The organism is Mesorhizobium sp. NBSH29, assembly GCF_015500055.1.
Lineage (GTDB): Bacteria > Pseudomonadota > Alphaproteobacteria > Rhizobiales > Rhizobiaceae > Neomesorhizobium.
This window is the reverse complement of the sequence record NZ_CP045492.1, coordinates 2,444,361-2,470,572: the sequence shown is the minus strand read 5'-3', so window position 1 is coordinate 2,470,572 and position 26,212 is coordinate 2,444,361. Positions and strand designations below refer to the sequence as shown.

General features: G+C 56.6%; 27 protein-coding genes. 14 read left to right on the top strand and 13 right to left on the bottom strand.

From position 1 onward, the window contains the following. Positions 1-79 precede the first annotated feature (79 nt). Together GA830_RS12375 and GA830_RS12370 are read right to left on the bottom strand one after the other, a co-directional pair. Entirely contained in the window at positions 80-601 is a 522-nt protein-coding gene (locus tag GA830_RS12375) for a CoA-binding protein (RefSeq protein WP_195162150.1), read from the bottom strand. A 5-nt stretch (positions 602-606) separates the two neighbouring features. After that, positions 607-1,428 (bottom strand): enoyl-CoA hydratase, encoded by an 822-nt coding sequence (locus GA830_RS12370; RefSeq protein WP_195162149.1) that lies wholly within the window; start codon positions 1,426-1,428, stop codon positions 607-609. Positions 1,429-1,571: 143 nt separating this feature from the next. Here GA830_RS12370 and GA830_RS12365 point away from each other — a divergent pair, with 143 nt between their 5' ends. The 5 genes from GA830_RS12365 (at position 1,572) to argC (ending at position 5,387) form a co-directional block, all read left to right on the top strand. After that, on the top strand, positions 1,572-2,009 hold the full coding sequence (locus tag GA830_RS12365) for a PaaI family thioesterase (RefSeq protein ID WP_195162148.1): 438 nt from the start codon (positions 1,572-1,574) through the stop codon (positions 2,007-2,009). Between the two features lie 301 nt (positions 2,010-2,310). Continuing rightward, a complete protein-coding gene (rplM, locus tag GA830_RS12360; RefSeq protein ID WP_195162147.1) occupies positions 2,311-2,775 on the top strand; it encodes a 50S ribosomal protein L13 in 465 nt (154 codons plus the stop codon). 2 nt (positions 2,776-2,777) lie between these two features. Then, a complete protein-coding gene (rpsI, locus tag GA830_RS12355) occupies positions 2,778-3,254 on the top strand; it encodes a 30S ribosomal protein S9 (protein ID WP_195162146.1) in 477 nt (158 codons plus the stop codon). A 166-nt stretch (positions 3,255-3,420) separates the two neighbouring features. Continuing rightward, positions 3,421-4,386 (top strand): agmatinase, encoded by a 966-nt coding sequence (speB, locus tag GA830_RS12350; RefSeq protein WP_195162145.1) that lies wholly within the window; start codon positions 3,421-3,423, stop codon positions 4,384-4,386. 74 nt (positions 4,387-4,460) lie between these two features. Next, entirely contained in the window at positions 4,461-5,387 is a 927-nt protein-coding gene (gene argC / locus GA830_RS12345) for an N-acetyl-gamma-glutamyl-phosphate reductase (RefSeq protein WP_195162144.1), read from the top strand. A 128-nt stretch (positions 5,388-5,515) separates the two neighbouring features. Here argC and GA830_RS12340 read toward each other — a convergent pair whose 3' ends face one another. Further along, on the bottom strand, positions 5,516-6,595 hold the full coding sequence (locus GA830_RS12340; RefSeq protein ID WP_195162143.1) for a COX15/CtaA family protein: 1,080 nt from the start codon (positions 6,593-6,595) through the stop codon (positions 5,516-5,518). A 158-nt stretch (positions 6,596-6,753) separates the two neighbouring features. Here GA830_RS12340 and GA830_RS12335 point away from each other — a divergent pair, with 158 nt between their 5' ends. Both GA830_RS12335 and GA830_RS12330 read left to right on the top strand, forming a co-directional pair. Next, complete coding sequence (locus GA830_RS12335; RefSeq protein ID WP_195162142.1) at positions 6,754-6,978, top strand: DUF2842 domain-containing protein; 225 nt, start codon at positions 6,754-6,756, stop codon at positions 6,976-6,978. Between the two features lie 107 nt (positions 6,979-7,085). After that, a complete protein-coding gene (locus GA830_RS12330) occupies positions 7,086-8,270 on the top strand; it encodes a GNAT family N-acetyltransferase (protein ID WP_258045422.1) in 1,185 nt (394 codons plus the stop codon). 3 nt (positions 8,271-8,273) lie between these two features. Here GA830_RS12330 and GA830_RS12325 read toward each other — a convergent pair whose 3' ends face one another. Beyond that, positions 8,274-10,457, bottom strand: coding sequence for a GumC family protein (locus GA830_RS12325; RefSeq protein WP_195162141.1), 2,184 nt, complete (start codon positions 10,455-10,457; stop codon positions 8,274-8,276). A gap of 207 nt (positions 10,458-10,664) precedes the next feature. On the opposite strand from GA830_RS12325, the gene GA830_RS12320 reads away from it, so the two are divergent. From GA830_RS12320 to GA830_RS12295, 6 genes are all read left to right on the top strand, one after another. Further along, positions 10,665-11,228, top strand: coding sequence for a polysaccharide biosynthesis/export family protein (locus GA830_RS12320; RefSeq protein WP_195162140.1), 564 nt, complete (start codon positions 10,665-10,667; stop codon positions 11,226-11,228). Between the two features lie 35 nt (positions 11,229-11,263). Then, the gene (locus GA830_RS12315; protein ID WP_195162139.1) at positions 11,264-12,403 is read left to right on the top strand and encodes a glycosyltransferase family 4 protein; all 1,140 of its coding nucleotides are present in this window, start codon (positions 11,264-11,266) and stop codon (positions 12,401-12,403) included. Positions 12,404-12,496: 93 nt separating this feature from the next. Further along, on the top strand, positions 12,497-14,038 hold the full coding sequence (locus GA830_RS12310; protein WP_195162138.1) for an undecaprenyl-phosphate glucose phosphotransferase: 1,542 nt from the start codon (positions 12,497-12,499) through the stop codon (positions 14,036-14,038). Beyond that, positions 14,035-15,294 carry an O-antigen ligase family protein gene (locus GA830_RS12305; protein WP_195162137.1) on the top strand — a complete coding sequence of 420 codons (1,260 nt, stop codon included), beginning with the start codon at positions 14,035-14,037 and terminating at the stop codon, positions 15,292-15,294. Before GA830_RS12310 ends, GA830_RS12305 begins: the two co-directional genes overlap by 4 nt. Before the next feature lie 675 nt (positions 15,295-15,969). Continuing rightward, complete coding sequence (locus GA830_RS12300) at positions 15,970-16,926, top strand: NAD-dependent epimerase/dehydratase family protein (RefSeq protein WP_195162136.1); 957 nt, start codon at positions 15,970-15,972, stop codon at positions 16,924-16,926. Continuing rightward, on the top strand, positions 16,913-19,801 hold the full coding sequence (locus GA830_RS12295) for a glycosyltransferase (RefSeq protein ID WP_195162135.1): 2,889 nt from the start codon (positions 16,913-16,915) through the stop codon (positions 19,799-19,801). The genes GA830_RS12300 and GA830_RS12295 overlap by 14 nt, the downstream gene beginning before the upstream one ends. Before the next feature lie 394 nt (positions 19,802-20,195). Here the strand turns inward: GA830_RS12295 and GA830_RS12290 are convergent, their stop codons facing one another. The 8 genes from GA830_RS12290 to GA830_RS12255 all read right to left on the bottom strand — a co-directional run bounded on the left by GA830_RS12290 (position 20,196) and on the right by GA830_RS12255 (position 24,011). Continuing rightward, entirely contained in the window at positions 20,196-20,507 is a 312-nt protein-coding gene (locus tag GA830_RS12290) for a hypothetical protein (RefSeq protein WP_195162134.1), read from the bottom strand. Next, a complete protein-coding gene (locus tag GA830_RS12285; protein WP_195162133.1) occupies positions 20,504-20,704 on the bottom strand; it encodes a hypothetical protein in 201 nt (66 codons plus the stop codon). Before GA830_RS12285 ends, GA830_RS12290 begins: the two co-directional genes overlap by 4 nt. After that, entirely contained in the window at positions 20,686-20,922 is a 237-nt protein-coding gene (locus GA830_RS12280) for a hypothetical protein (RefSeq protein ID WP_195162132.1), read from the bottom strand. Before GA830_RS12280 ends, GA830_RS12285 begins: the two co-directional genes overlap by 19 nt. Further along, the gene (locus tag GA830_RS12275; RefSeq protein WP_195162131.1) at positions 20,919-21,131 is read right to left on the bottom strand and encodes a hypothetical protein; all 213 of its coding nucleotides are present in this window, start codon (positions 21,129-21,131) and stop codon (positions 20,919-20,921) included. The genes GA830_RS12280 and GA830_RS12275 overlap by 4 nt, the downstream gene beginning before the upstream one ends. After that, positions 21,131-21,811: a hypothetical protein gene (locus GA830_RS12270; protein ID WP_195162130.1), complete on the bottom strand. Its 681-nt coding sequence runs from the start codon at positions 21,809-21,811 to the stop codon at positions 21,131-21,133. The genes GA830_RS12275 and GA830_RS12270 overlap by 1 nt, the downstream gene beginning before the upstream one ends. Positions 21,812-21,929: 118 nt before the next feature. Beyond that, the gene (locus GA830_RS12265; protein ID WP_195162129.1) at positions 21,930-22,313 is read right to left on the bottom strand and encodes a GtrA family protein; all 384 of its coding nucleotides are present in this window, start codon (positions 22,311-22,313) and stop codon (positions 21,930-21,932) included. Next, positions 22,310-23,014: a class I SAM-dependent methyltransferase gene (locus tag GA830_RS12260; RefSeq protein WP_195162128.1), complete on the bottom strand. Its 705-nt coding sequence runs from the start codon at positions 23,012-23,014 to the stop codon at positions 22,310-22,312. Before GA830_RS12260 ends, GA830_RS12265 begins: the two co-directional genes overlap by 4 nt. Continuing rightward, positions 23,004-24,011 carry a glycosyltransferase gene (locus tag GA830_RS12255; RefSeq protein WP_195162127.1) on the bottom strand — a complete coding sequence of 336 codons (1,008 nt, stop codon included), beginning with the start codon at positions 24,009-24,011 and terminating at the stop codon, positions 23,004-23,006. The genes GA830_RS12260 and GA830_RS12255 overlap by 11 nt, the downstream gene beginning before the upstream one ends. 146 nt (positions 24,012-24,157) lie before the next feature. On the opposite strand from GA830_RS12255, the gene GA830_RS12250 reads away from it, so the two are divergent. After that, positions 24,158-25,606: a hypothetical protein gene (locus GA830_RS12250; protein ID WP_195162126.1), complete on the top strand. Its 1,449-nt coding sequence runs from the start codon at positions 24,158-24,160 to the stop codon at positions 25,604-25,606. Positions 25,607-25,813: 207 nt separating this feature from the next. Here GA830_RS12250 and GA830_RS12245 read toward each other — a convergent pair whose 3' ends face one another. Beyond that, the gene (locus GA830_RS12245) at positions 25,814-26,212 is read right to left on the bottom strand and encodes a hypothetical protein (protein ID WP_195162125.1); all 399 of its coding nucleotides are present in this window, start codon (positions 26,210-26,212) and stop codon (positions 25,814-25,816) included.

Below are 26,212 nucleotides of genomic sequence, written 5' to 3'. Positions count from 1 at the left end.
GGAATGCAAAGAAGATTTTACTCAATGAGCGATCTTTGCCCGGCCCATTTCCGCGAAAATTCTGCCTTGAGAGAAAAATCTACTTCTGGCGGATGCCAAAGCTCTGAAATCCCGCCCGCATGGTCGGTTTTTTTGACGACAGCACGCGCGAGTTTATGCCGTTCCAGCCAATCTCACCAGCCAGCCTTGCATATTCGATCTTTGGACAGCGGTTCATCACTACTTTGATCCCGGTCGCCTCTGCCTTCGCTGCGGCTTCGTCGTGGCGGACGGTGAGTTGCGTCCAGATCACTTTGGGTAGCGGATCGAGCGCCAGCACCTCATCCACGATTGCTGGCACGGCGGCCGAGGCGCGGAAGACGTCGACCATATCAATGGGGACAGGAATGTCGGCCAGGCTGGCATACGTCATGCGGCCAAGAATCTCCTTGCCGGCGTGGCCCGGATTGACAGGATAGACCTCAAACCCCTTGTCGATCATATATTTCGTGACAAAGAAGCTCGGTCGCACATCGTTGGCCGAGGCGCCGACGATAGCGATGGTTTTCACTGAATTGAGAATGCTGGCGATGTAGGAATTGTCATAGGTCTCGTGGTTCATGCCAATCACTCTGCCGTCCAGTCGGGTTCGCGCTTTTCAAGGAAGGCGCCGATGCCTTCTTCGGCGTCGCGCGCCAGCATGTTTTGTACCATCACCCGTGACGCGTAGTCATAGGCTTCTGCCAGTCCCTTTTCGGCCTGTTTGTAAAACGCCTCCTTGCCGATCTTCAGCGTCAAAGGCGATTTGGATGCAATGGTTTGCGCGTATTTCATGACAATCTGATTCAGATATTCGCGAGGCACCACGCGGTTGATCAACCCGAATTCGCGCGCTGATGACGCATCGATGGTTTCCCCGGTCAGAAGCATTTCCATCGCATGCTTGCGCGACATGTTGCGCGACAGCGCTACCATCGGCGTCGAGCAGAACAGCCCGATGTTGACGCCCGGTGTGCAGAACGTCGCCTCTTGCGAGGCAATCGCCAGATCACAGCTTGCGACCAGCTGGCATCCGGCGGCGGTCGCCAGTCCGTCGACCTCGGCGATGACGGGCTTGGGGTGGTTGACGATGGCCTGCATTAGATCTGCGCAGGCGCCCATCGTCTGTTCAAAGAAGGCGCGGCCGTGGTCCGGGTCTTTTCGGTGCGGCGTCATCTCTTTCAGATCATGGCCGGCAGAAAACAGTTTTCCCGCAGCCGCAATGACGATGACATGCACCGATTTGTCGCCGTGGGCGCGGGCCAGATCGGCTTGCAGCGCGGCCATCACTGCCAGAGACAGCGCATTGGCGGGCGGATTGGCGAGCGTCAAACGCAGGACCGTGCCATGCTGCTCCACGCGCACCGGCCCCTCCCCCTCGACTTGCTTCAAAGCCACCACTTCAGTCATCTGCTCCACCTCAAATTCCGACAACTTAATCGCACTTGCGGTGCGTTACCCATCCATAGGTAACACGTGGCCGCTTGAAGAAAAGTGGTGAAATGTGGCTCTGTATGCTGGCACTACACATGCTACGAGGATCACGGGGAACGATGCAGGGACAAAAAGCACTGACACCACAGATGACTGCGGAGGCGGTGAACCGCTTGCTCGCGGACGCCTATCCGCAACTCAATGATGGCAAGCCCGCCTATCGCGCCATCGACATTTCGCCCGGCGCCTGCCTAGTGCGGCTGGACGCCGACCAGCGCCATCTGCGCCCAGGCGGCACGGTTTCCGGCCCTTGTCTGTTTACGCTAGCCGATATTGGCGGCTATGTGCTGGCGCTTTCCCATGCTGGGCCGGACCCGCTCTCGGTAACCACCAATCTCGACATCAATTTCATGCGCAAGGCCCCCGCTGGCCCGATCGAAGGCCATTGCCGCATCCTCAAGCTTGGCAAAAGCCTGATGGTGTTCGCAGTGGATATTGTCGCCGACGGCGCGACGGCGGCCTATGCGACTGGGACATATTCGCTGGCGCGGCGATAAGGTGGCGCGCGACGATGTTTTCTGAAACGCATCGGCGAAGAGTGCACCCCGACCGCCAAAAAGCACCCCCATCTCGGCGGTAAAATAATACCCCATCACTAACTATTTGTTTTTGTTTATTTTCTTTCAGTATCCGGCCTTTCCAGCCGCTTGACGCTTCCCCCTCCCCTCGCCTATAAGCCTCGACAGAACAGCGGCCCCGCAAAGGCTGCCGTTTCACTTTTGTCAAACTTTTGGCAATTCAAGCAACAAGAAACGCCTCGCGCGGGCTCGCCCGGCAAGGTCCAACTGGAAGATGAACATGAAAACCTTTTCGCAGAAGCCTGCGGACGTGGTGAAGAAGTGGGTGATTATCGACGCCGAGAACCTCGTCGTTGGTCGTCTTGCCACTATCGTCGCCAACCGTCTTCGCGGCAAACACAAAGCCACTTTCACGCCGCATGTCGACGATGGCGACAATGTTATTGTCATCAACGCCGACAAGATTGCGCTGACCGGCAAGAAATTCACCGACAAAGTCTACTACTGGCACACCGGCCACCCCGGCGGCATCAAGCAGCGCACTGCGCGCCAGCTTCTCGAGGGTCGTTTCCCTGAGCGTGTCGTTGAAAAGGCCGTTGAACGCATGGTTCCACGCGGCCCGCTTGGCCGTCGCCAGATGAAAAACCTGCGCGTCTACGCTGGAACCGAACACCCACACGTTGCCCAGCAGCCGGAAGTTCTGGACGTTGCTGCAATGAACTCCAAAAACACGAAGAGAGGCTAGACATGGCTGAGCTGAATTCGCTCGCAGAGCTGGGCACTGCCGCTGTCTCCACGCAGGCTGCCCCTCCTGTCCACGTCCAGAAGCTGGACAAGCAGGGCCGCGCTTATGCCACCGGCAAGCGCAAGAACGCCATTGCCCGCGTCTGGGTTAAGCCCGGTTCGGGCAAGATCATCGTCAACGACAAGGAATTCGCGGCCTATTTCGCGCGTCCCGTCCTGCAGATGATCCTGAACCAACCGATCATTGCAACCAACCGCAGCGGCCAGTTCGATATCGTCGCCACCGTTGTCGGTGGTGGTCTTTCGGGCCAGGCAGGTGCTGTGCGTCACGGCATCTCCAAGGCGCTCACCTATTACGAGCCGGGCCTGCGCCCTGTGCTCAAAAAGGGCGGCTTCCTGACCCGCGATAGCCGTGTTGTTGAACGTAAGAAGTACGGCAAGGCAAAAGCCCGTCGTTCGTTCCAGTTCTCGAAGCGCTAATATCCTTTGCGAGGTTCAGCCTCGCAGATGCAGAGTTGGAAAAGCGGGCCTTCGGGTCCGCTTTTTTGTTGTGCGGGCACGCCACCCTTCAAAGCGGATGAAAAGGGTCGCATTTCGTCACGGAATATCGAATAAGGGCCGTTCTGAAATTCGGAGAGGGACGCCCATGCCATCGAGTTCGATCGACAACGCCTTTATGGCGAGCACGGCCGAAGGTGCTGCCGAGGACCCCACCTATGCCGGCGCGCTGTCCTTCATGCGTCGCCGCTATTCAAAGGATGTGACCGGGGCAGATGCGGTTGTCTGGGGCATTCCCTTCGACGCCGCGGTCTCAAACCGGCCGGGCGCGCGGTTTGGACCGCAGGCGATCCGCCGCGCTTCGGCGATCTTTGACAATGATCCGCAATATCCATTTGACCGCGATCTCTTTGAGACAATGCGCGTTGTCGATTATGGCGATTGCCTGCTCGACTACGGCAACCATCAGGACACGCCGGCCAAGATCGAGGCCGAGGCGGCCAAAATTCTTGAATCGGGCGCGTTCCTGCTGTCGATGGGGGGCGATCACTATGTCACCTGGCCACTCTTGAAGGCACATGCGGCGGTGCACGGGCCGCTGGCGCTGATTCATTTTGATGCGCATCAGGACACTTGGTTTGATGATGGCAAGCGGATCGATCACGGCTCCTTCGTGGCGCGTGCGGTGCGCGACGGGATAGTTGATCCTGACCGCTCGATCCAGATCGGCATCCGCACTCATGCACCGGAAAGCTTTGGCATAAAAATCCTCTATGGCCATGACATCGAGGATATGCGCCCGGCCGATATCGCCTATGCAATTGCCGAGCGTACGGGTGGCAAGAAAGCCTATCTGACTTTTGACATCGACTGTTTCGATCCGGCCTTTGCGCCTGGCACCGGCACGCCTGTTTCCGGCGGTCCGTCGACGGCAAAGATCCTGTCGGTACTGCGCCAGCTTGGCAATAACGAGATCGTCGGAGCCGATATTGTCGAGGTTGCGCCAGCCTATGACCATGCCGATATAACGGCCATTGCCGGCGCCACGGTGGCGATGCATTTTCTCGGCCTCGTGGCTGAACGACGTGCACGACAGGCAGCGCTCACAGATTGATTCAACCAGCTTTCAACCTGATTCAGAAAGCTGATCCAACATCCTGTTTGAAAACAGAAAAAATGAGAACGACAATGGCACCGAAAATCTTCATCGACGGCGAACACGGCACCACCGGCCTGCAGATCCGGACGCTGTTGGCCGACCGACGCAATGTGGAGGTCATCTCGGTGCCAGCCGATAAGCGCAAGGATCGCGATGCCCGGGCCGAATTTTTGAACGCTGCCGACATCGCGATCCTGTGCCTGCCCGACGACGCGGCCAAGGAAAGCGTTTCGCTGATCGAAAACGACACCACACGCGTCATCGACGCGTCGACCGCACACCGTGTCGCCGAGGGCTGGACTTATGGTTTTCCCGAGCTTGATGCTGCGCAGATGGATGCCGTGCGCGCGGCCAAACGGGTGGCCAATCCCGGTTGCTGGCCGCAGGGACCCATCGCCATGCTGCGTCCGCTGGTGACGGCTGGGCTTTTGCCGGCGGATTATCCAGTCACTGTGAATGGCATTTCCGGCTATTCGGGCGGCGGGCGGCCCATGATGGAAGACTATGTTGAAAAGGGTTCTGCCGCACCGGGCTTTTTGCCTTACGGCCTATCCCTCAAGCACAAGCATGTGCCCGAAATTCGCGCCTACGCAAAACTCGGGCATGACCCGATCATGCAGCCGGCCGTGGGTAATTTCGCGCAAGGCATGATTACGGTCGTACCACTCCAGCTTGGCCATCTGTCGCGCGTGCCGACCGGCGCTGAGATGCATGAAGCCATTGCCGATCACTATGCCGGTCTTGGCGGCGGCGTCGTCGAAGTGGCGCCGCTTGCCGAGATAGAACGCTCCGATGAAATCAATCCGGAGATCTACAACGGCACCAACCGCATGCGCCTGCATGTGTTTGCCAACGATCAGCGCGCCCAGGCGCTGCTGGTCGCCGTCTATGACAATCTCGGCAAGGGCGCGTCCGGTGCAGCTGTTCAGAATATGGATCTGATGCTCGGGCTTTGAGGCGGAAGTGCTTTCCCTCGCCACTGCGAATGAGGGCAAACGCCACGGCGGCTGAACTCTCTGCCGCGCCTCTTCGCATCGCTGCGCGCAGCTCCTGTGCCCAACCTTCAAGGTAACGAGAAAAGCGCTTATGCCCTGCCCTCGCCCGGCAGCGGATAGGCGCCTTTGGTGCCGCGCCAGTGGGCGGTGGCGAGGATCAGCACGATCACAGCGACGAACTGATGAAGCAGGGCTGCATGAATGTGCGCCTGCGCCAGAAGCGTGGCAATGCCAATGCCAGCCTGTGCGAGGATGGCCGTGAACAGCAGCCAGGCGCGGCGCTGATGCGTGGTGCCGGGTTCTGACCGGGTAGCCGCGATCGCGTGCCAAAGTGCAGCCGCCAGCAGCGCATAGGCGAACATGCGGTGGATAAACTGGACGGTTTTGGGGTTTTCGAACAGATTGCGCCATGCAGGCTCGATGGCGAACAGATCGCCCGGGATGATCGCACCGTCCATCAGCGGCCAGGTGTTGTAGGACAGGCCCGCATGGAGGCCGGCAACAAGCCCGCCGAGATAGATCTGCACCAGCACCATCGCCACCAGAATCCCGGCAATGCGCTGGGTTGAACGGTCGGCGCGATATTGCGTGTGCGGGGCCAGCGCGCGCGCCAGATAGACGGTTACCATGATGATCACGCAGGCAAGCGTCAGATGCGTGGCAAGCCGGTACTGGCTGACGGATACCCGATCGACCAGCCCTGACGCCACCATCCACCAGCCGATGGCACCTTGCAGCCCGCCCAGCGCCAGCAGGCCGATCAGGCGCGGTTTCATGTGCCGTTCAAGCCGGCCACTCACCCAGAAGAAAATCAGCGGGATGGCGACCAAAAACCCGACGCCGCGCGCCAGATTGCGGTGCGCCCATTCCCACCAGAAGATGCGCTTGAATTCGTCCAGCGCCATGCCCTTGTTGATCTGCTGATATTGCGGAATCTGCCGGTATTTATCAAACTCTTCCTGCCATTCGCTCGCGTTAAGCGGCGGGACGACACCATGGATCGGCTTCCATTCGGTGATCGACAGGCCAGAACCTGTCATCCGGGTGGCGCCGCCGACCATCACAATGGTAACCAGCACCAGAAGCACGGCGTAGAGCCAAAGCCTGACAGCGCGACGGTCGCGTTCATGCAGGCCTGAGGGCGAAGAGGTGAAACGGGTTGCCGACATGGGTTGGTCACGGCTCCTTTTGGCGGGATCAGTGAAGCATAGGGCTGCTGGATGCAAGGCAAAGGCTCGCGCGACACGCCGTCGCGGCGACGACCCTGGGTTACGCACATGTTGCGCCCGCCGCCCGCAGGCAGTAGGACGCGGCAAAAGGAAAGCCGATGCCCATTCGCCTGAAAAAACTGATCGGAGCCGTACTTCTGGTTCTGCTGGTGATCCTCTACGCGCTGGTCGCCACGATCATCGCCGTTGGGCAGCTGGCCGAGTCGGGCCCGCTTGTGCATCTGGCATTCTTCCTGTTCAGCGGCATTCTCTGGATCTTGCCCGCCATGGGCATCATCAAGTGGCTGATCCTGGAGCCGCGCCCGCGCAAGATAAAACCCTAGCCAGCGCGCTGCCCGGCTGCTCCGCGTTCGAAACATTCATTCACATTTTTGCGCTATCCTTCCGGCACGTCGGGACGCGCGCAGGGCATACGCTCAATGGAATTTTTATGATGGTGGACGCGGCAGCAGCAGGCCGGCAGAGCCGGTCCGTGGCCAGCGGAGCGCGGTCAGCGCATGTGCGAACGGACCCAGATGCGGCGCTCGTCGCTTACCGCAATGCCTGCACGGCATCCTCCGCTTCGCCCTCGCAAGATTTTGGCTGGATCGACGCCTGGGCCCGGCATGTTGTGCCGGACTTCATCGTCGCCACCCTTGGACCGGTCGAGGCACCCGTTTTCGCGCTGGCGCTTGAGGTGGTGAAGTCTGGACCGCTGAAGGTGGCGCGGTTCATGGGCGAGCGCCATGCCAATGGCAATTTTGCACCGCTATCGGGCATTGTCGCGCCTTCAGAACTCGATGCGCTGTTTGCTGCCATCCACGCTGCACGTCCTGATATCGACATGCTGGCGCTCGAGCGGCTGGCCGAAACGTGCGGCACAGCCACCAATCCGTTGCTGGCCTTCCAAAACGCACCAAGCGCGAACCTGGCGCTTGCGGTCAGTCTGGAAGGCGGATTTGAAGCGTTGCTCAGCCGCACCAGCGGCAAGAGAAAGCGGAAGAAACACCGGTCGCAACAGCGCAAGTTCGAGGCGGCTGGCGGATTTCGCCGCGTCGAGGCAAAAACACCGGCTGACGTCGATGCCCTGCTTGATGCGTTCTTCGTCATGAAAGATGAACGGTTTCGCAAGCTTGGTATTGCCAATGTTTTTGGCAGGCAGGACGTCCAGTCCTTTTTCCGCGCCCTGTTTGCGCAGGCACTGGCAGAAAACCCACCTGCCTATGTCCTGCACGGGCTGGAGGTGGATGGCCAGATCCGTGCCATCACCGGCTCAAGCCGCACGTGTGACAGGCTGGTCTGCGAGTTCGGTTCTATTTCTGACGACGAGCTTGCCTCAACCAGCCCAGGCGATTTCCTGTTCTTTGAAAACATCCGCGAGGCCTGCGAAGGAGGGCTTTCGGTCTATGATTTTTCCGTCGGCGATGAGCCCTACAAGCGGCTCTGGTGCGATCTGGAAATCATCCAGTATGATGTGCTGGTACCGCTGACCCGCCGTGGCGCGCTTTTGGCGCACGTGATGCGGGCACGCAACCGGATCACGTCGTTTGTCAAGAACAGCCCTTTGGCCTGGCGCCTGGCAAAGGCACTGCGTCGACGGCGCGGCCAGGGCAGTGCCCCGGTCGCCGAAGAATGAGCCTTAGGCGACCGAGCGGTCGGGGACCGGCGGGAATGGCGGCTCGTAGCCTAGCGGTGACACCATCGTCAGGCGATCATAGCCACCGGCGGCGAGATCGGCTGCCGCTTCTGCAACCGCATCATCCTTCGGCTCGATCACACTAACGAGAATCTCTGTTCCATCCGAAACCAGGCGGCGGATGCCCTTGGCATCAGCCGGGCCACATTCCACCACCACGACGTCGTAGGCCGTGGTAAGCGAGTTCATGATGATGGGCAGGCGATCAATCGCCCGCATGGCGCGCTCCGGATCGGCGGTGCCAACGGGAATAACGTGGCAATCCGAATAAGCGTCGGTATGGATCACGTCTGAAAACTGCGCTTCCGAGGCGAGCAGGTTGGTTATGCCGGGAAACACGCCGCTTTCGAGCATCGGGCGCGATGCAGCACCCGTTGAGGTCAGGTCCAGCAACAGCACGCGCAAGCCGGCATCGGCCACTTCGCGGGCCACAAGAACGGCAGTCGCCGCAGCCTCGTCGCCTTCGGGGGATATGAAGATTGCCCGCGAGACGCCGCCCGCTATCAGCCGTTCTGCTGCGGTTTCCACGGTCACCTCACCCAGATGCGACGCACGGATTTCACGTTTCTCGCGCTGCTGAGGTGGCGTGGGCTCGGGCACATAGGCACTGGGTCCACTAACAGTAGCTTGGACGGGCTGCGCAATATAGGGCTCGGGGTAACCGGCATCCGCGGCGATGGCGGGCATGGCCACCTCGTCGATAGGCTCGGGCCGCGCTCCGGCTGCCGGCTGCATGGCGCGGCCGCTGAACAGCTCCTGCAAAAGTGTGATGATGACCATCATCAGCAAAGATGCAACGAATGCAGCGCCGGCGATTGGCAACGTCTTGGGAAAATAAGGTTCTGAGGGAACAATGGCGCGTGAAAAAATGCGGGCATCGACTGGCAGGTAGTTACGATCCCGCCGCGAGGATGCCTCGCGGTAGCGGGTGAGATAGGATTCCAGCAGGTCGCGCTGCGAGGCAGCCTCGCGCTCAAGCGCCCGTAGTTCAACCTCCTCTTCGCCGGCGCGCGACGCTTCGGCTTTCAGCGTGTTGAGGCTGGCAACGAGTTGGTTTTCGCGCAGCTGGGCCGTTTTTGCTTCCGTCTCAAGGCCCCGCATGACCTTTTCAGCCTCGTTACGGATCTGTTTGTCGAGGTCCGCAAGCTGCGAGTTCAGCGCGCGAATGCGCGGATGGCCATTGAGCAGCGATGTCGACAGATCAGCGATGTCGGCTTTCAGCTGTACCTGGCGTTCACGCAGCCGTTGGATAAGGCCTGAGGACAGCACCTCCGGCAGGGCATCAAGCGAACCGCCGCCCTGCAGGGTTGCGCGCACCCCTTGCGCGTTGGCCTGCGCATTGGCACGGCCCGCCCGCACCCGTGAGAGCTCGGTCGACAGTTCCGACATCTGCTGGGTCGCAAGAACTGAATTGTTCTGGCCCATCAGGAGATCGGAGCTTGAACGATAAGCCGCAACCTTTTGCTCGGCTTCTTTCACGCGGCTGCGCAAATCCACGATTTCCGGCTCAAGCCATTCGGTGGCGTCGGTGTTGGATTGCGACTTCACATCGCGCTGAACTGCCAGATAGGCATCGGCGAGCGCATTTGGAATTTCAGCCGCGAGTTTGGGGTCTTCTGACGAAACCTCGATGACTATGACGCGGGACTTTTCCACGCGGTAGACCGAGAGCTTTTCGCGGAATGCCTTCAGCACGCGCTCTTCCGGCGGTATTTCGTTCGGGTCTGCCTTGAGGCCTGTCATCACCAGCAACCTGCCGAGCGCAGACATGTCAGCCGCCGGATCAAATTCACGCAGCTTGGCGAGGTCGAGTTTCTGGGCGACCTGCTTCAGAATATCTGTCGAGGCGATTACCTCGACCTGGCTCGTGACACCTTCTTCATCCAGCACAGGGCTGTTGCTCTCGGAATTGGCGGAATCAGGACGGGTGAAGACGGATTCGCGAGTTTCGATCAACAACCGCGTCTCGCCCATGTAGCGGGGCGTGGACAGAGAGGCGAAAGCCAGCGCCAAACCCGTCAGGATGAGAGAAACCAAAAGAATGCTCAGCCAATTCCGGGCAAGGCTGGAAAACAGCCTGCCAAGATCAACGTCAACATCATTGGTCGTGTTGTAACCACCAGACATACTATGCGACTCCAAACAGAGCCTGCAGAGTAAACATGTATGGTAACTCAGGAGTTAACTTCACTCTGGGCACCTGCGTGTAGCTGGTTGTACCCAGCAGAAAAGCAGCAACGCTTCAGTCGCTTTTACCGACCATTAACCCTAACAGGTTGATAACGGGACCTAGATGTGCGGCGACAACCGCTAGCCAAAGGTAAATGCCCGGTCATGAAGTGCCCTCGTTTCTTCGTTCACGCAATGCTGGCCATGCTGGTGCTGGGCGGCTGCTCGAGCTACCGGCCCGCGCCTGCTGCCTTTCACGAAGTCCTCGACCAACCCTATCGGCTGGGTGCAGGCGACCGCATTCGCGTCACCGTTTTCGAGCAGGAAGCGCTCACCAATACCTACAGCATCGACCAATCCGGCTATCTCGCCTTCCCTCTGGTGGGCGCTATTTCAGCGCGCGGGCACACCGCGCAGGAGATTGAAAGCCAGATCGCCGCCAAGCTTAAGCAAGGATATCTCCGTGACCCTGATGTTTCGGTGGAAATCGATCGCTATCGGCCAATCTTCGTGATGGGCGAAGTCGGTGCAGCCGGGCAATACTCTTATGTACCCGGCATGACGGTACAAAAGGCAATCGCAGCCGCTGGCGGTTATTCCGCCCGCGCCAACCAGGCTAATGTCGACATCACCCGCGACATTAACGGGAAGGTCATGACTGGACGAGTATTGACCTCCGATCCGCTTTTGCCTGGCGATACGGTCTACGTGCGCGAACGCCTGTTCTGATCGACCGCCAGTCAAGCACCAACCGGGGCAACTCCGTGACCGACAAGCTGCGCATCGTGCACTGCTTCCGATCGCCCGTCGGCGGAATTTTCCGCCATGTGCGCGATCTTGCTGAAGCGCAGATCGCCGAGGGCCATGAAGTCGGCATCGTGTGTGATTCCACCACCGGCGGCGACTTCGAAGAGCGCCTTTTCAAAACGATGGAAGGCAAGCTTGCGCTTGGCCTCCATCGGACGCCCATGCAGCGCCATATCGGGCCGGGCGATCTCGCCTCTGCTTGGCGCACATACAGACTTATCAAAGAATTGAAGCCGGATATTATCCACGGGCACGGCGCCAAGGGTGGCGTTTATGCACGGGTTTTCGGCTCACTGTTGCGGGTGTCAAGGTCTCGCGTGGCCCGCCTTTATTCGCCGCATGGCGGCAGCCTGCATTATGATGAAACCACGCGCACTGGAAAGGTCTTCTTTGCGCTCGAGCGGCTGATGGAGCGGTTTACCGACCATCTGCTGTTTGTATCAAACTATGAGCGCAAGACATTCGAGCACAAGATCGGCGTGCCGACCGTGCCTAACGATGTCGTGTATAATGGGCTGCAGCCTTCCGAGTTCATTCCGGTGACGCCTGCACCCGGTGCCGCGGACCTCCTCTATATCGGGATGATGCGCGACCTGAAGGGCCCTGACCTGTTTATCGACGCAATGGCAGCTGCCGAGAAAAGCCTCGGTCGGGCGATTCACGCCGTGATGGTAGGCGACGGGGACGATCTACCGCGCTACAAAGCGCAGGCTACCGCGCTGGGACTAGAGCCGCGGATCACCTTCCGACCGCCGATGCCAGCCCGTGAGGCCTTTGCTCTCGCCAGCCTGGTCGTAGTACCGTCGCGTGCCGAAGCCATGCCCTACATCGTGCTGGAAGCATTGGGTGCTGGCAAGCCGATGATTGCCAGTGCTGTCGGTGGCATTCCCGAAATTTTCGGGGCAAAATCCCCTGCCATGGTGGCGCCGGAAGTTGCCGCCCTGTCGGGCAAGATAAATCAGGCGCTTGCAGAGCCGGGCATCTACGCCGCGCATATGCCTCCGCTCTCCGAGCTGAAAGCCCGGTTCGGTGCCGACGTCATGGCGAAGCACGTTCAAAAGGCATATTTTGCTGCCCTGGATACGCAGGCGCGCTGAGAACCGGTCCCGAGACCGTAAAAATTGATCTAACCGGCAAGGGTTTCTTAGCCCCTTCTTGCTATTCATATTAGCCAAGATGCGGAACCTGAAATGAACGAAATCGATCCCACCAAGCGCTTTTCGTTGGACGCAGTACGCAAGTTCGACGATGGCATCGACCACAAGACCCTCGGCAATGCCGAGCTCAATGCCGTGGCGCGGCAGGTGGCAACGCAATATCGTCGCGATACAATGTCGCCAGTAATGGTGAGCGGTGTGTTGCGCATCGTCGAGTTTTTCCTGCTGATGTTCGCCGGAACGGTGCTGTTTTCGATCTATGTCGGGTTTTCTACCCACCTGGTCTGGCACTACCCGGTCATCATCCTGAGCGTGTCTCTTTTGACCGTCATCCTGCTTGATGTTGCCGACTGTTATTCGGTGCAGGCGCTGTTTCGTCCAATCTCCTATCTCGGGCGTATCGCGTTGGTATGGTCTGCGGTATTTGCGCTTCTGGCTGTTGCCGGCTTCTTCCTTAAAATATCGGCGGATTTCTCGCGCTTTTTCGTCGGAAGCTGGTTCGTCGCCGGACTGATTGGCCTTGCTGGGCTGCGCATCGTCCTGTCGAGTATCATCAAGCGCTGGGCGCGCAATGGCACCATGGAGCGTCGCGCCGTCATAGTAGGCGGCGGCAAGGCTGCCGAGGCACTCATCCGGTCGGTCGAGCAGCAGCCCTACAATGATATCCGCATCTGCGGCATTTTCGACGACCGTGATGACAGCCGCTCGCCACCGATTGTTGCCGGCTATCCTAAGCTTGGAAATATCGGCGAGCTGATCGAATTCGCGCGGATTGCGCGCATCGACATGCTGATCGTATCGCTGCCGCTAACGGCTGAATCGCGTGTTCTGGCGCTGCTCAAGAAGCTTTGGGTGTTGCCGGTTGATATAAGGCTTTCGGCGCATTCCAACCAGTTGCGCTTCCGGCCCCGCTCTTATTCCTTCATCGGCTCGGTGCCGATGCTTGATATTTTTGACCGGCCGATCAACGACTGGGATTCGGTGGCCAAGCGCGCCTTTGATATCTTTTTCAGCCTGCTTGGCATTATCGTCTTCTCGCCAATCATGCTTGTCACTGCGATTGCCATCAAGCTGGATAGCAAGGGGCCGGTGATCTTCAAGCAGAAGCGCCATGGCTTCAACAATGAGATCGTTGAGGTCTATAAATTCCGCTCGATGTATGTGGAACAGCAGGACCTGACCGCGCGCAATGCCGTGACAAAAGGCGATCCGCGGGTGACGCGAGTGGGCCGGTTCATCCGCAAATCTTCGATCGACGAACTGCCACAATTTTTCAATGCGCTGTTTGGCAGCTTGTCACTTGTTGGCCCGCGCCCGCACGCCATCAGCGCGCAGTCGCATAACAAGCTTTATCATGAGGTTGTTGATGGCTATTTCGCGCGCCACCGGGTCAAGCCTGGCGTCACCGGCTGGGCTCAAATCAATGGTTGGCGCGGCGAGATCGACAATGATGAAAAGATCAAGATGCGGACTGAGTATGACCTTTACTACATCGAAAACTGGTCACTTTGGTTCGACCTGAAAATCCTGTTCATGACGCCGCTCAAGCTTCTCAATACGGAAAACGCGTATTGAGTGCGGTCGCCCATGAGCTGCCGCGCGCGGCGATCAACGCCAAGCTGATCGAACTGATCTCGACAGCGGCTGTTTCGCTCGGCGTGTTGCTCTCTGGCTTTGTTTTGCGCGAGCCTGCGCCTTACGAACTTTATATGGCTGGGCTGATCGCCATCTGGGCGCTGTTCGGGTTGCGCCTGTCGCGGCCCATCGCGCCGTTGATCGTGCTTCTGGTGTTGTTCAACATTGGCGGTATGCTGGCAATGACGCAGATGGCCGAGATCAAGGACACGCCGCTCTATCTGGCCGTGTCATTGTTTCTCGCCATTACCTCAATCTTTTTTGCTGCCGTCACCGAGGCCAAGCCTGGGCTCTACAGGGTGATTTTTAATGCCTGGCTGGCGACAGCGCTGGTCACCGCTGCGCTCGGCATTCTCGGCTATTTCCACGCCTTTCCGGGTGCGGAGATTTTCACCCGCTACGAACGGGCCGCCGGTGCCTTTGAAGACCCTAACGTTTTCGGCCCGTTCCTGGCGCTGCCCGGCATCTACCTCTTGCACCGCATGCTGACCGACAATCCGCTGAAAATGCCGCTCTACGCCATCCCGCTTTTGATTCTTGTCGGCGGAATATTGCTGTCATTTTCACGTGGCGCATGGGGATTGTTCGGGGTGTCGTCCATCCTTTTGGTGAGCGCGCTTTTCCTGCAAAGCTCCAGCGGGGCGTTCCGGCTGCGCATTGCCGTCATGGCGGTGGTGGCTGTCCTGCTGCTTGCCGTTGCCATCATGGTCGCGCTTCAGTTCCCGGCGGTGGCAGACCTGTTTTACGCGCGCGCTACCCTCGAGCAAGACTATGATTCCGCCCGTCTGGGCCGCTTTGCCCGTTATGGCATCGGCTTCATGATGGCGCTGGAACACCCACTCGGCATCGGCGCACTGGTGTTTGGCGATATCTTCCATGAGGACACCCACAATATCTGGCTGAAGGCACTGATGGATTATGGCTGGCTGGGATTTGTATCCTATCTCAGCCTGACGCTGTGGACCCTTGCAGCCGGCTTCCGCATCCTGTTTCGTGACCGCCCCTGGCAGCCATTCCTGCTGTGCACATACGTGGTCTATATCGGCCATATCGGCCTTGGCACCGTGATCGACATCGACCACTGGCGCCACCTTTACCTCCTCATCGGGATGATCTGGGGTGCCATCGCGCTCGAATATCGTCACCAGCGCCGCCACCGCGAAGGCTTCCCCCAGACCACCACCGATTTCGGTTGACCGCCCGAGCGATATGACGATAGACAGCACCCGGCTCGGAGCGTAGCGCAGCCCGGTAGCGCACTTGACTGGGGGAAATAAACCCCGCGCTGAACATGCCCTTTTAGATCAAAATCTTACCAGTCCCATCCCAGACTTTGTGTGATTTACTGTGATAATCGTCGTTGTTTGTCGTGCAGCGCACACTGAATGCCGCCCACATTTTTACATCTCAACAGTGCGAGCATCTTCCCGGGTGTCTATTGGCACTCCCTAAAGGAGGGTGAGGATTCAAGGTTTGCTTTTACAATCTCAAACCCTTCCTTCTCCAGCCAAGACAACGCCACCTCTGCATATAACGGTGCGTCGCGTAGCTTGATAGCTTGCCCCTGCCGCGTTGCGTGGTAGCCGACCACTATGGCAATCTCCAGCACTCTTATTGCGGCATTTCGTTCATCTTGCGTCATAATGGGACCCGTTGAACTAGAGGTAGAGGTTCAACGTGCGATAGCAGAAAATGTTCAGAAAGTTTCCAGAGATGACAAACATGTTTTGATCAAAGGGGCGCTGGGAAGCTGGCCGCCCGAAGAGAGGCCAGCCACTTGGTATCTGGCCACTGGATCAGCCCAGAGGTATCGACTTCTCTTAGCAACTAGAGCAATTGACAACGTTGAAGCTTGCGCTAGGTAAGCGGCCATGGCGGAGGGCACTGTTTTGGGCGGCAATATACTAGTCTTGGGCGGCACGGGCTTTATCGGCGCTACGCTGTCCAACAGACTTGCTGATCTCTCGTACAGGGTCAGGGCATTTGGTAGAGCGCCTTCCGAGCATCTGAACCACAAGGTAGAGTTCTATCGAGGCGATTTTTCTAACCCCGCAGATGTGGAAGGCGCACTTCATGGCCAGGATATCGTATTTCATCTTGTCCAAGGAACGCCTCCATCATTGGTCGACGCTGATATCGCCGGCGACCTTCAGCGAACAGTGTTCCCCACTCTATCGCTTTTGCAGCAATGTCTAAAAAGCCACGCTAAACGAGTCATTTTCGTAAGCTCCGGTGGCACCGTCTACGGCGAGCCGGTTGGACACGTGCTTCATGAGGAAAGCACAACTTCACCGATATCAGGATACGGTGCCCACAAGCTCCTGATCGAAAACTATCTACACATTTTTCACCAAAACCATGCAATGGACTGCCGTGTTGCTCGCCTTTCAAACCCATACGGTCCTCACCAAGATCCCCAAAAAGGCGTTGGGCTCATCGCTGCAGTTGCAACTGCGATCGCTGCTGGACAACCCATAAGCATTTTTGGAACGGGTCAGAACGAACGGGACTATCTTTACATCTCAGACGCAATCGATGCTCTTTTGAAACTCATGTCATACGAAGGTGATCACCGGCTGTTCAATGTGGGAAGTGGGATCGGTCGTAGCATCCTCGACATCATCGCGGCCGTAGAGGCGGTGTCGGGTCTTACAGCAAAACGAAATTTCTTACCGACGAGGCCGTTCGATGTTTCTCGTAACGTACTGGATGTCGGATTGGCCAAGCGGGAATTGGCATGGCGACCCACGACGCCGTTGCTTGAGGGCATCGCGCTTACATTACGGCAAAATCAACATGCTACCGAAGGTGCCCATGCTAAAGTTTAAAATGCCCAAGCGGGCAACTGTCGAAGAGGTCAGTCTCCAAAAGTTTGACCTCAACAAGCAATACGCCTGCACAGTGCAGCGAAATTTTGGCGTGGAACATGGGGCCAAGCTCTACAATGAGATTTTTGACGACGGTGAGCCGATTGAGGTTGTATGGCAACCCGACACCTATCATGAGGCCAAAGAATATTTACAAAAAGCTGGTTGTGTCAGGGTTATAGATGTTGGATGCGGCAGCGCACTGAAACTTCGTGACCTTTTTTCGGGATCCGAAGCGACGACGGTTATAGCAATTGACTTCGCTGCGTCGCTAAGGGCAGCGCGGGAGAACTTTCCCGCTGCACAGCATATTGAATGCGATCTTTCTTCTTGGGAAGAAGTGCTCATGACTGCCGCCGCGCTGCAGTCAGATGCTCCAACTGTCATCTTGTGTGCGGACGTTATAGAGCACCTGCCTGACCCAAGACCTGCGCTCATGCTCATCCGCATGTTGTTGGAGACTTCACCGTTGAACCGGGCGTTTATATCCACCCCGGATCGATCCGACCTGCGCTATGGCTCCAAAGATACTGTACCAGCTAATCCCACCCATATTCGCGAGTGGACGCTGAAAGAACTCTCGGAGACGATGGCGGCTGCTGGTTTTTTCCTCAATCGCGCCGGTAAAATTCGCGCCAATCCCTTCGACAACCGAAAGACAACGATCCTCGTCGAGTGCTCGTTCGCGCCGAAGGTATATTCGACGGTTCTAGCCCGGCTCGGCCTATCGGGCGAAGAGGGCCCGACAACGGTTATGCTTACCACTGAATACCCAGGTCTGGTTGTGAGTGGCGGCATCGGTACCTTCGTTGCCAATTGGCAAAAAAGCCACCCGGGCTCAGCCGTGATGACATCGTTTCCTGTCGCCGGCGCGGTACGACCGCGGAATATCACCACACCATGGTTGCTCGAAGATATGTCGCTTATTGACGAGTTGGACACACCGGAAGTGCTTCTTTCAGCCATCTTTCAGCTGCTGTTTTACTGCCCTCACCTGCGCGAAATCCACTATCAGGATTATCTCGGCATTGGATTTCGAATCGCCCAGGCAAAAACTTCCGGGTTGCTGCCATCATCACTTACACTGGTCGCACATTGCCACGGCAATCAGCACTACCTTGAGAACGCATGCGAAGGTTGGGGGGGACCGGGCGTTGATATGCATTCGGTGCGAGAAAAGATTTCAGTCGAACTTGCCGACGGCGTGATCTTTCCTTCCGCGTTTTTAAAAGCGCTCTATGAGACATCCGGTATCGCGGTTAGCGAGAAGCAATCGCGCATCGTTCCCTACCGCTACGATTCCATCAATCACGCGAAGGTGGACTATAGTGGTGCTAAGAGACTTGTTTTCATCGGCAAATTCAATGCGATGAAGGGATTTGACCTGTTCTGCGATGCCTTCGACGATAAGTTCTGCCGACAGGCAAAGGCGACTGGCATCGAAGAGGTGGTGTTGATCGGCCGGGGCGCATTCGAAGAATCCGTCGTAGGCAGCGCGATCCGCAATCACTTTCACCTTGATGTCCATACAAATTTCGACCACGAAAAGCTGGTGTCCTTTATCCGCGACAATGCGGCCGATAGTATCTTTGTGGAGCCCTATCGTGGGGATAACTTTCCTCTCGCAGTATACGATGTCGTCGCTACCGGCGGGATCCTGATTGCCGGCCGGGCTGGGGGCATCCCGGAAATGTTCGACGATCCAAAATGGAATTCCTGCACATTTGAACTAACCCCCAAGGCACTTCAGGCCAAAATCCTTGAAGTCATAGGTTGGCAGCCAAGCTTTAAGCAAACCCTATGCTCATCTCTCATCCAGTGCATCATCATAAACAACAGGTCTAGCGCCAAGATTTCCTACCGGGGCGTGACGGATCAACTCAAACTAACCATGCCAAGCTGCACGGTGATGATCCCCTTCTATAACACGAAGCCCAGTGAAATAGCCGATCTGTTCCACGCTCTAAACCACCAAGCGCTTTCCCCAGACGAAGTGCTGATCATCAATGATGCATCGGATGAAGAGAGTGCTGCAACTCTTAAGCGTCTTGCAGATCTGCATCTTGCCTTGCCATTCCGGATCATCGATCATCAGGCAAACCAAGGGCTGGCTGCGGCCCGCAACACGGCAGTTTCCCATTGCAATACCGATATCATTCTGAATGCAGATTCCGACGACGTGCCCCTTAACGATTGGGTCAAGAGCATAGCGCTCGCGTTTGCCCGCAATCCAGACGCCGGGGCAGCTGTCCCCTATCTCCAGGGATTTGAGGATGGGAGCGAATTCAACCTCTATAGGCCTCGCGGACGCCACATCTATCGACCCCACGGTGACGGCTACGTGTTCTCGCAGACCCGCAATGAACTCGGACACGCCAACGCAGGCTACAGGGTTGCTACAGTTCGTGCCATGGGAGGTTGGGGGTATGAAAGCAAAGCGAAATACGAGGACTGGGCATTCTACCTGAACCTGATTGCGCGCGGGGGAAAAATAGTCGTTATCCCCTCAGTCACTTGTTTGTACCGCGTTCGCAAAAACTCGATGACTAGAACCTACTCAGAATGGCCGGGGCAGATGCGTCTTTATCAGACAACCGGGGGCCTTTCCCGGTTCGAAGCTCTCCAACTCCAGCGGCTTGCCCGGAATGGGAACGCAACACTGCACGTTCTCCAACTGGAGCAGGAGATTGCCAAGTTGCGCAATAGGAAGGTCGTCAAAATGGCGGACCGGGCGGCCGCCATTCTAAGGCGAAATCCGGCGCTCTTTAAAATTGTTAAGACAGCGGTAGCGACCGTTTTCAATGCGGCAACTTTCTTTAAACAGAGGTCTTCGTAAATCGCTGTTGATGCCCCTCGTTTCAATCCGATATCTGGTGCGGAAAACGTGTTGGCGGCGAGATCGTCAGCCCAGGCGCTTGCCGAAAACATGCCGAGCATTTCGGCTTGGGCACTAGATCGGCGTGCTAGGTCGAGGATCGCATACTATCACGGTATGACAACTGCATGGTTAGTCGCGATCAGCTTCGCGATGCTGTCCAAAAAATGGCGGACAAGTGATCGGCTGGATTTCCATCGACATGATATATGGCATCCTGCGCAACACGGAAATGAAAGGGTTTGCATGGTTGGAAATGATAAATCGCCTGAGTATGGCGGACCACCGACCAGCAAACGAAACGCGATCATCGGCATTTTGGTAATGCTTGTTTTGCCAATCTTTGAGTCGATCTCTACGGTGGGCTGAGACGTTGGGGTGAGGGATCGCCCCTACTCTCAGCAAGCCGAACAAGCCTGTCTACCTGGACTGCGATGTTCTGCATAATGACCTCCATTCTGGTGAGACGGTCTTTCATTTCGCCGCCCTGCGTTTCAAGGCGCTCGATGCGGACGATGTTTCTGGCGATTTCCAGCTTTGCGTTCGCCAGATCGGAGCGGAAGGTGGCCCAGCCCGTAACGATGGTCACCACCAGAAGCCCAATGGTGATGAGATTGCCGAGGCTCATCTTCATTTCTATGTCCATTCCGAAGTGCTTGTCGGTCATGGCTTCCACCCGCACCATTCTACGCCCTTGGCGTTTTGAGCGTTAATTTCGTCCAGCACCCACCGCGGCGTTTCAGCAACCGCATCGCGTCGCGGCTGATTATGATCGCACCAGACGGCACGTGGATTATCGACAGGAGCCAGTGCCGTGGCGCATCCTGCCAGCAGCAGGGCGAGTATCAGCGCTTCCTTGACCATTTTATCGCCTCCGCAATTGCTTCGTCATCCGTTCTACCGGTGGCCTTTTGTTCCGCTGCCGTGGCTTCCCGGTCCATCTCGAGGCGGTCGCGTACTGCAGCGCTGTCCTTGGTGGCCTGCTTGGCCCGCTCTTTCTGCGCACCGAACAGACTGCCCTTGAAGAACGCTACCAGCACCGCAACGATGAGCGCGCCGGCTGTGACCAGAAGCGAGGTCAAAGCTTTTCATCCCGGCGACGACGCAGCCATTCGGTCAAAACGCCATTGGCCACCACTAGAAGCGGAGACCACTCAGCCGGCATAAGCGGGGCCAGCACTGATGGTTCCACATAGGTGACGATGGTTGCGACCACGCCGATTGCGGTTTGAAGCCGCGCCCAGAAAATCGTTTCCGAGTGAGAGAAGAAATCTTTGATACGCTTCCACATTACCTTTTCCTTCCAAGGATGAAATCGATGATGATCTGAATGAAGCCCCGCCCTGCCACAGATGCTGACGCTGGAGCGGTTGGCGCGGGTATTGGGACCACACCAGCCGGGACCGGCTTTGCGGGCGCTGGCGTGGCTGGCTGGAACGATGCGAGGCCATAGCCGGCAGCGGTCAATGCCGTCGCAAATGCCTTGGCATAGCCGGCGATGTCATCCGCCCTATCCATCCCGTTCACGATGCGTCGGGCGCCGACATAATCGACCTTAATGCCGACGATATAATCCGACAGCTTCTTGGTGGTGAACATGCCCTTTTCCATCCCGTCGAAGATGGCGCGAAGGGCAATCGGCCAGGTCAACATCTGGCCCGGCTTGGTGGCACCGAATTTCCGGTGATTCACTTCCCATGTGACCTGCACAAGCCCCTCGCCAACCCATGGGTAATAGCGCTTGGACCGCAGGTACTTTCCGCCGCCGCGCTCACGGATCGGCTGCATGGTATGGGCTGTCTCGTGGTAGGCGGTGGCTAGAATGTAGGCCAACCACCGCAGCGGTGTTCGCCGGCGGATCGCCTCGTCAAGAATCATCTCGATCCCGTTCACCTGCCCCTGAGACAGGGACGTGCCAAATACTCCGGAACCGCGCGAACGCAGCCCCGCGAAAAGCTTCGCGCGGTTCATGACGATGTCCTTTGATGGGAATGGTTAAGCGCCAGCTCGGCAGGTTGCCAAAAAAGGCTTTCACAGCCGGGCGCGCAGAGAGTTTGGAGCCATTCGAGGCAGATCGAAAATGTACCCGTCAGTCGTTGAGGAAGACCCAATACCTCATGATCACGAAGCTAAGCAAAGGAACAAAAATTGCAGTCGCGATGGTCGCGGCGAACGGAGGAGCGCCCACCTTCAGCGCTAAAACGACGCTACCATAGCTGAATGCCAATCCCAGAACTGACAAAATTCCGAACCTCACAAAATGATTAAGCCGCACTTGGGCCACTCGAAACGTGAACCAGCTTTGTCCAATAAATGAGACCACCATGCCCGCCAGATAGGCGGCAACAGAAGCCTTAGCCGGGGCGAGAAACCCGGAGTACAGGAGCAGGTTTGCGACAGTAAGGTATGTAATCGTGGAGCCAATACCGACCAAGCCGAATCTGGAGAGCAATCCGATAAGTGGTCGCGTCAAGCTTTGATACCACTCACAAAATATTGAGCACCGGTGGGCAGAGAACTAAGCCGATCATCTATCCACCGGAGGGGGCCCTCAACAGAGGGCACAGTCAGAATGTAATGGCCACTTATATCGCTCAAGCCCGCCTCATCGAAATAAGCGGTGACCCGCTTTTTGCGCAGGAGAGTTGCGTCCTCATCAAAGGGGCACCTTGAGACGATGCGCTGGGTTAAAGGGTTGAGGGGATTGTGTTCAAACACCAGAACAGCCCCGCCTTTGCGCACGACACGAGCCATTTCAGCTACAAACAGCGCCCATTGTTCCGGTGGTACATGGTGCATCACGCAAATCGCGAACGCCGCGTCAAACACATTGTCCTCGAACGGAAGCGTCAGACCATCCGAAGCCTTGTAGGCTACCAACGAGTTCCTCGCCTTAGCCTCATCCAAACACTCGACGGATGGATCCACGCCGGTTAACTGTGCCAGCCGTCCGCTGACAAGAGGATGATAATTTCCGACCCCGCAACCGACATCAAGCACGGAAAGCTCTTCTGCAGGACCAACATTGGCGCTCAGCCAATCCAACAAGCGCGACGCTTTTGCTCGGGTAAAGAAATCCACATCAAGACCAGGCACAGAAATGGCCTTGTCAACGGCGTCCGAATAGGAAGCGCGATAGGCATCGAACTCCTGACCTGCGCGTTTATCGGCCATCTTCGCTCTCTAATCGGTCTGTGAAAAATGCCAGGACCGCTTTATCGCTGCTGCGGTCGACGTAGTTGTAGAGCGGCTTCCCGTGCGTCTCCATGACCAAGATCGAGATGTACTCGATAACAAGCCCTACCATGAAGATCGTTACCCCCCCAAAAAACATGATTGTGATCATCAAAGAGGGCCAGCCGGTGACTGGTATCGTGCTTGGGTGCACTATCTTTACTGCTATAAATGTTAGCGAAGAGATCAGCGCCAAGAACACCGCCAAACCGCCTATCACACTACCGATCCGCAGCGCCTTGACCTGCGTGGAAAACAGCAGGCGGCGCGCATGACTGAGTAGCGAGTTGAAGCTATACCCGCTTTTCCCGGTTCGAATGAACCGCTCGTCCTTGAGGTTCATGGACACGCTGGTCACACGCTGCGTGAACCATGAAAGAGCTATATCAAAGTAAGTACTGTGACCGCAGGCTAGCGACGCTTCCCGAGCAATTGACCCGCGAATGAGCCGGAAACTGTTGAAGACAGTAATGTGTGTGTTGCCCGTCAAGCGGGCCATGATCGACTTAAAAGTACGCGAGGTCCAGTCCCGGCCCACCTTCTGGTGAACTGCCCCGTTCGGATTGGAATAGACGACATCACTTCCCGATTTGACAGCCTTACGCAGGAGTGTCTCGATTTCTTCAGGAGGGTGTTGGAGGTCTTCGTCCATTACCACCACCCAATCGCCTGTGGTTTGAACGATGCCGGCCACAGTCGCAGCGTGCTGCCCATAATTGCGCGACAAGTGCAGCGGCTTTATCCAACCATATTCGACGCTGAGACGGTCAACAATTTGACCCGATCCGTCTTTGGCCCCGTCCTCGACGAAAATTAGTTCGCTCAGGTGAAAAGGCGCGCCGGACCAACTGTTCCGCACTGATTCGACGCGGACGGCAAGCCGCTCCAGATATTCCTCGCCAGCATAAACTGGCACTACAATCGATATGGAAATCATGAAACTCCTCTTGATAGGGGCATTAACAAATGCAAGGTGCAGCTGCAAACGCTTTCAAATTCCGGATCAACTTGAGGCTTGACGGCGTTCAAGCCATCTCTGCGACCGAGACATGATTGTACGAAATCGATAAAGGGAGATCCCTGTTGCACACGAAAGAAAGCTTAGCGGCCGCTCTCATTTTCGTCGTAATATTTTCCGTAAATCTCACTTTGATAAATATTGATGATGTGTATCTCATGTACGGGTCCCAAGATCCATCTTACTGGGCGCGTTCTCATTCTACAAATTACCGCTACCTGATTTCAATAATAGCGAACGCTACAAACTATTTTGGTCTAGATTTTTCAAAGGTATCTGGTTTCTGGATTGTAACATGCGCTTTCTCAATATGGTTTTCATCATTTAGTTTTGTAAAATTTCTTGGGCTTCCAATCAAAATTACGCCGCTGTTCATGTTGTTGGTTGGGCTTCATGGATACTGGGCTGACCTTCATCAGTTCGCAATCAATCTACCCAACTTGTCTGTCTCTTTGATTGGTGTCAGCATCTCGTTGATCAGTTTCCGGCAATATGCAATCCGGCCAGCAGCGTCCGTAGCCTGTGGTTTCTTGGGATGTCTCATAACGTTTTTTAGCTATCAGCCGTTTGTCTGCGTGCTGTTATACGCTTTTGCCTTGGGATATATCGCTGACACGGTTCAGCTAAAGGAGCCGAAAAATCAACGACAGTTTAGGAGCTTTCTGCCACCGTTAGTTAGTATTGGAGCAGCATGTGCTACGTTTACACTAGCAGCTATAATGGTTCCAGACTGGCTAGGTCATATAGGTCGCCCTATTTCAGGGGATGTAATCAAGATAAACGCACTCCGGTATTTTCAACAAACCCTTTGGGACCCCTTTTTTTATCTAGATCAACCATATCATTTGATATTCCCGATCCACGAGCGTATTCTCGTCGGGCTCAGCTTATTGGTGCTACCTATTCTCATCGCAACCACTGGAGCACAGAGAGCTAGGAAATTTACTGCTGTCGCTGTTTTAGTGGCGGCATTTAGCCTAACAGCCAACCCACTAAACATTGCCACTATTAATTACTGGCCCTCTCCTCGAGGTATGGCCCATGCAGCATTTCTTTTCGCAGGTGCGTTAGCCATAATAGGCTACACAGCTATTCACCGCATGATCGCGACGACCACCACTGTAGGCGCGGTAGCGCTCAGCATTATAGTCCTTTCGCTGGGCAATCAAATAACCCTCTTGTGGGAGAGATATCGGCAGGCGCAGCAAGATGAGATTGTCGCTATCGCCATTGTAGAAGACCTGAAAAAATTGGGGGCGACCAAACCTGGGACCATGATCGCATTCGCATCACCCAGAACCAATGTGGCCCAGCTCCACCGTGTCTTTTTTCTAGATTTTGCGGCATCTTCCTTCACGGCAGATTGGAGCGCTGTTCCCAGGCTGCGCATGGTGAGCGGGGCCGATCTCCGCACGAGGGATCTCCCCGATGGGGCCTGCGCAAACACCACAGAACCTTGGGAGATTCGCAGACTGTCAGAAGGTTACGCGTTATGCATGGGACCAATAAATTAGAAGATCGATTTGTGCCCAGACTGAGATCTCTCGTTAAAGTGAGATTTGTGATATAGACTCCGCTCCATGCTAAGTTGGTCAGGAGGGTTACGTTTGCATTCAGCTGCGGTAAGCGGACACGAGGGCTGGGCAACCCAGAAATTTATGTCAGGCCAGTGACCGTATGATAGGCCACCAGCTGCATGTTTGTGCGACAATCTGAGAGGTTTAAACGCTTGATGCCCAGTTCCAGATGTCGTCTAGCTGTTCTGGCGTAATTCCGAGCAAAGGTGCCAGCAGCACAATGCTGTCGTAGGTGCGGCCGAACTCGGTGCTTTCCTCGACCTCGATCTGCAATTCAACGTCATTGCCTACAGCGGCAAGTACGTCTGATTTGGATAGCCCGATTGAATTGGCGGCAAGCCAGAACTGGCGACGAGTCAGGGGCTGCATACGTTCACGGGCTTCCTCAGGGGTGCGGGGAGGCTCGACGGTTTCGTCAGATGGAACGCCGCTTTCAGACACCACCACCAACTTCATTGGCGGCTCAGCACCATGCGCTTGATAGTGTCGCGGGAAACCCTTTTTCCCGACGCGCGCATTGTCAACAACCTCTATCGTTTTCAT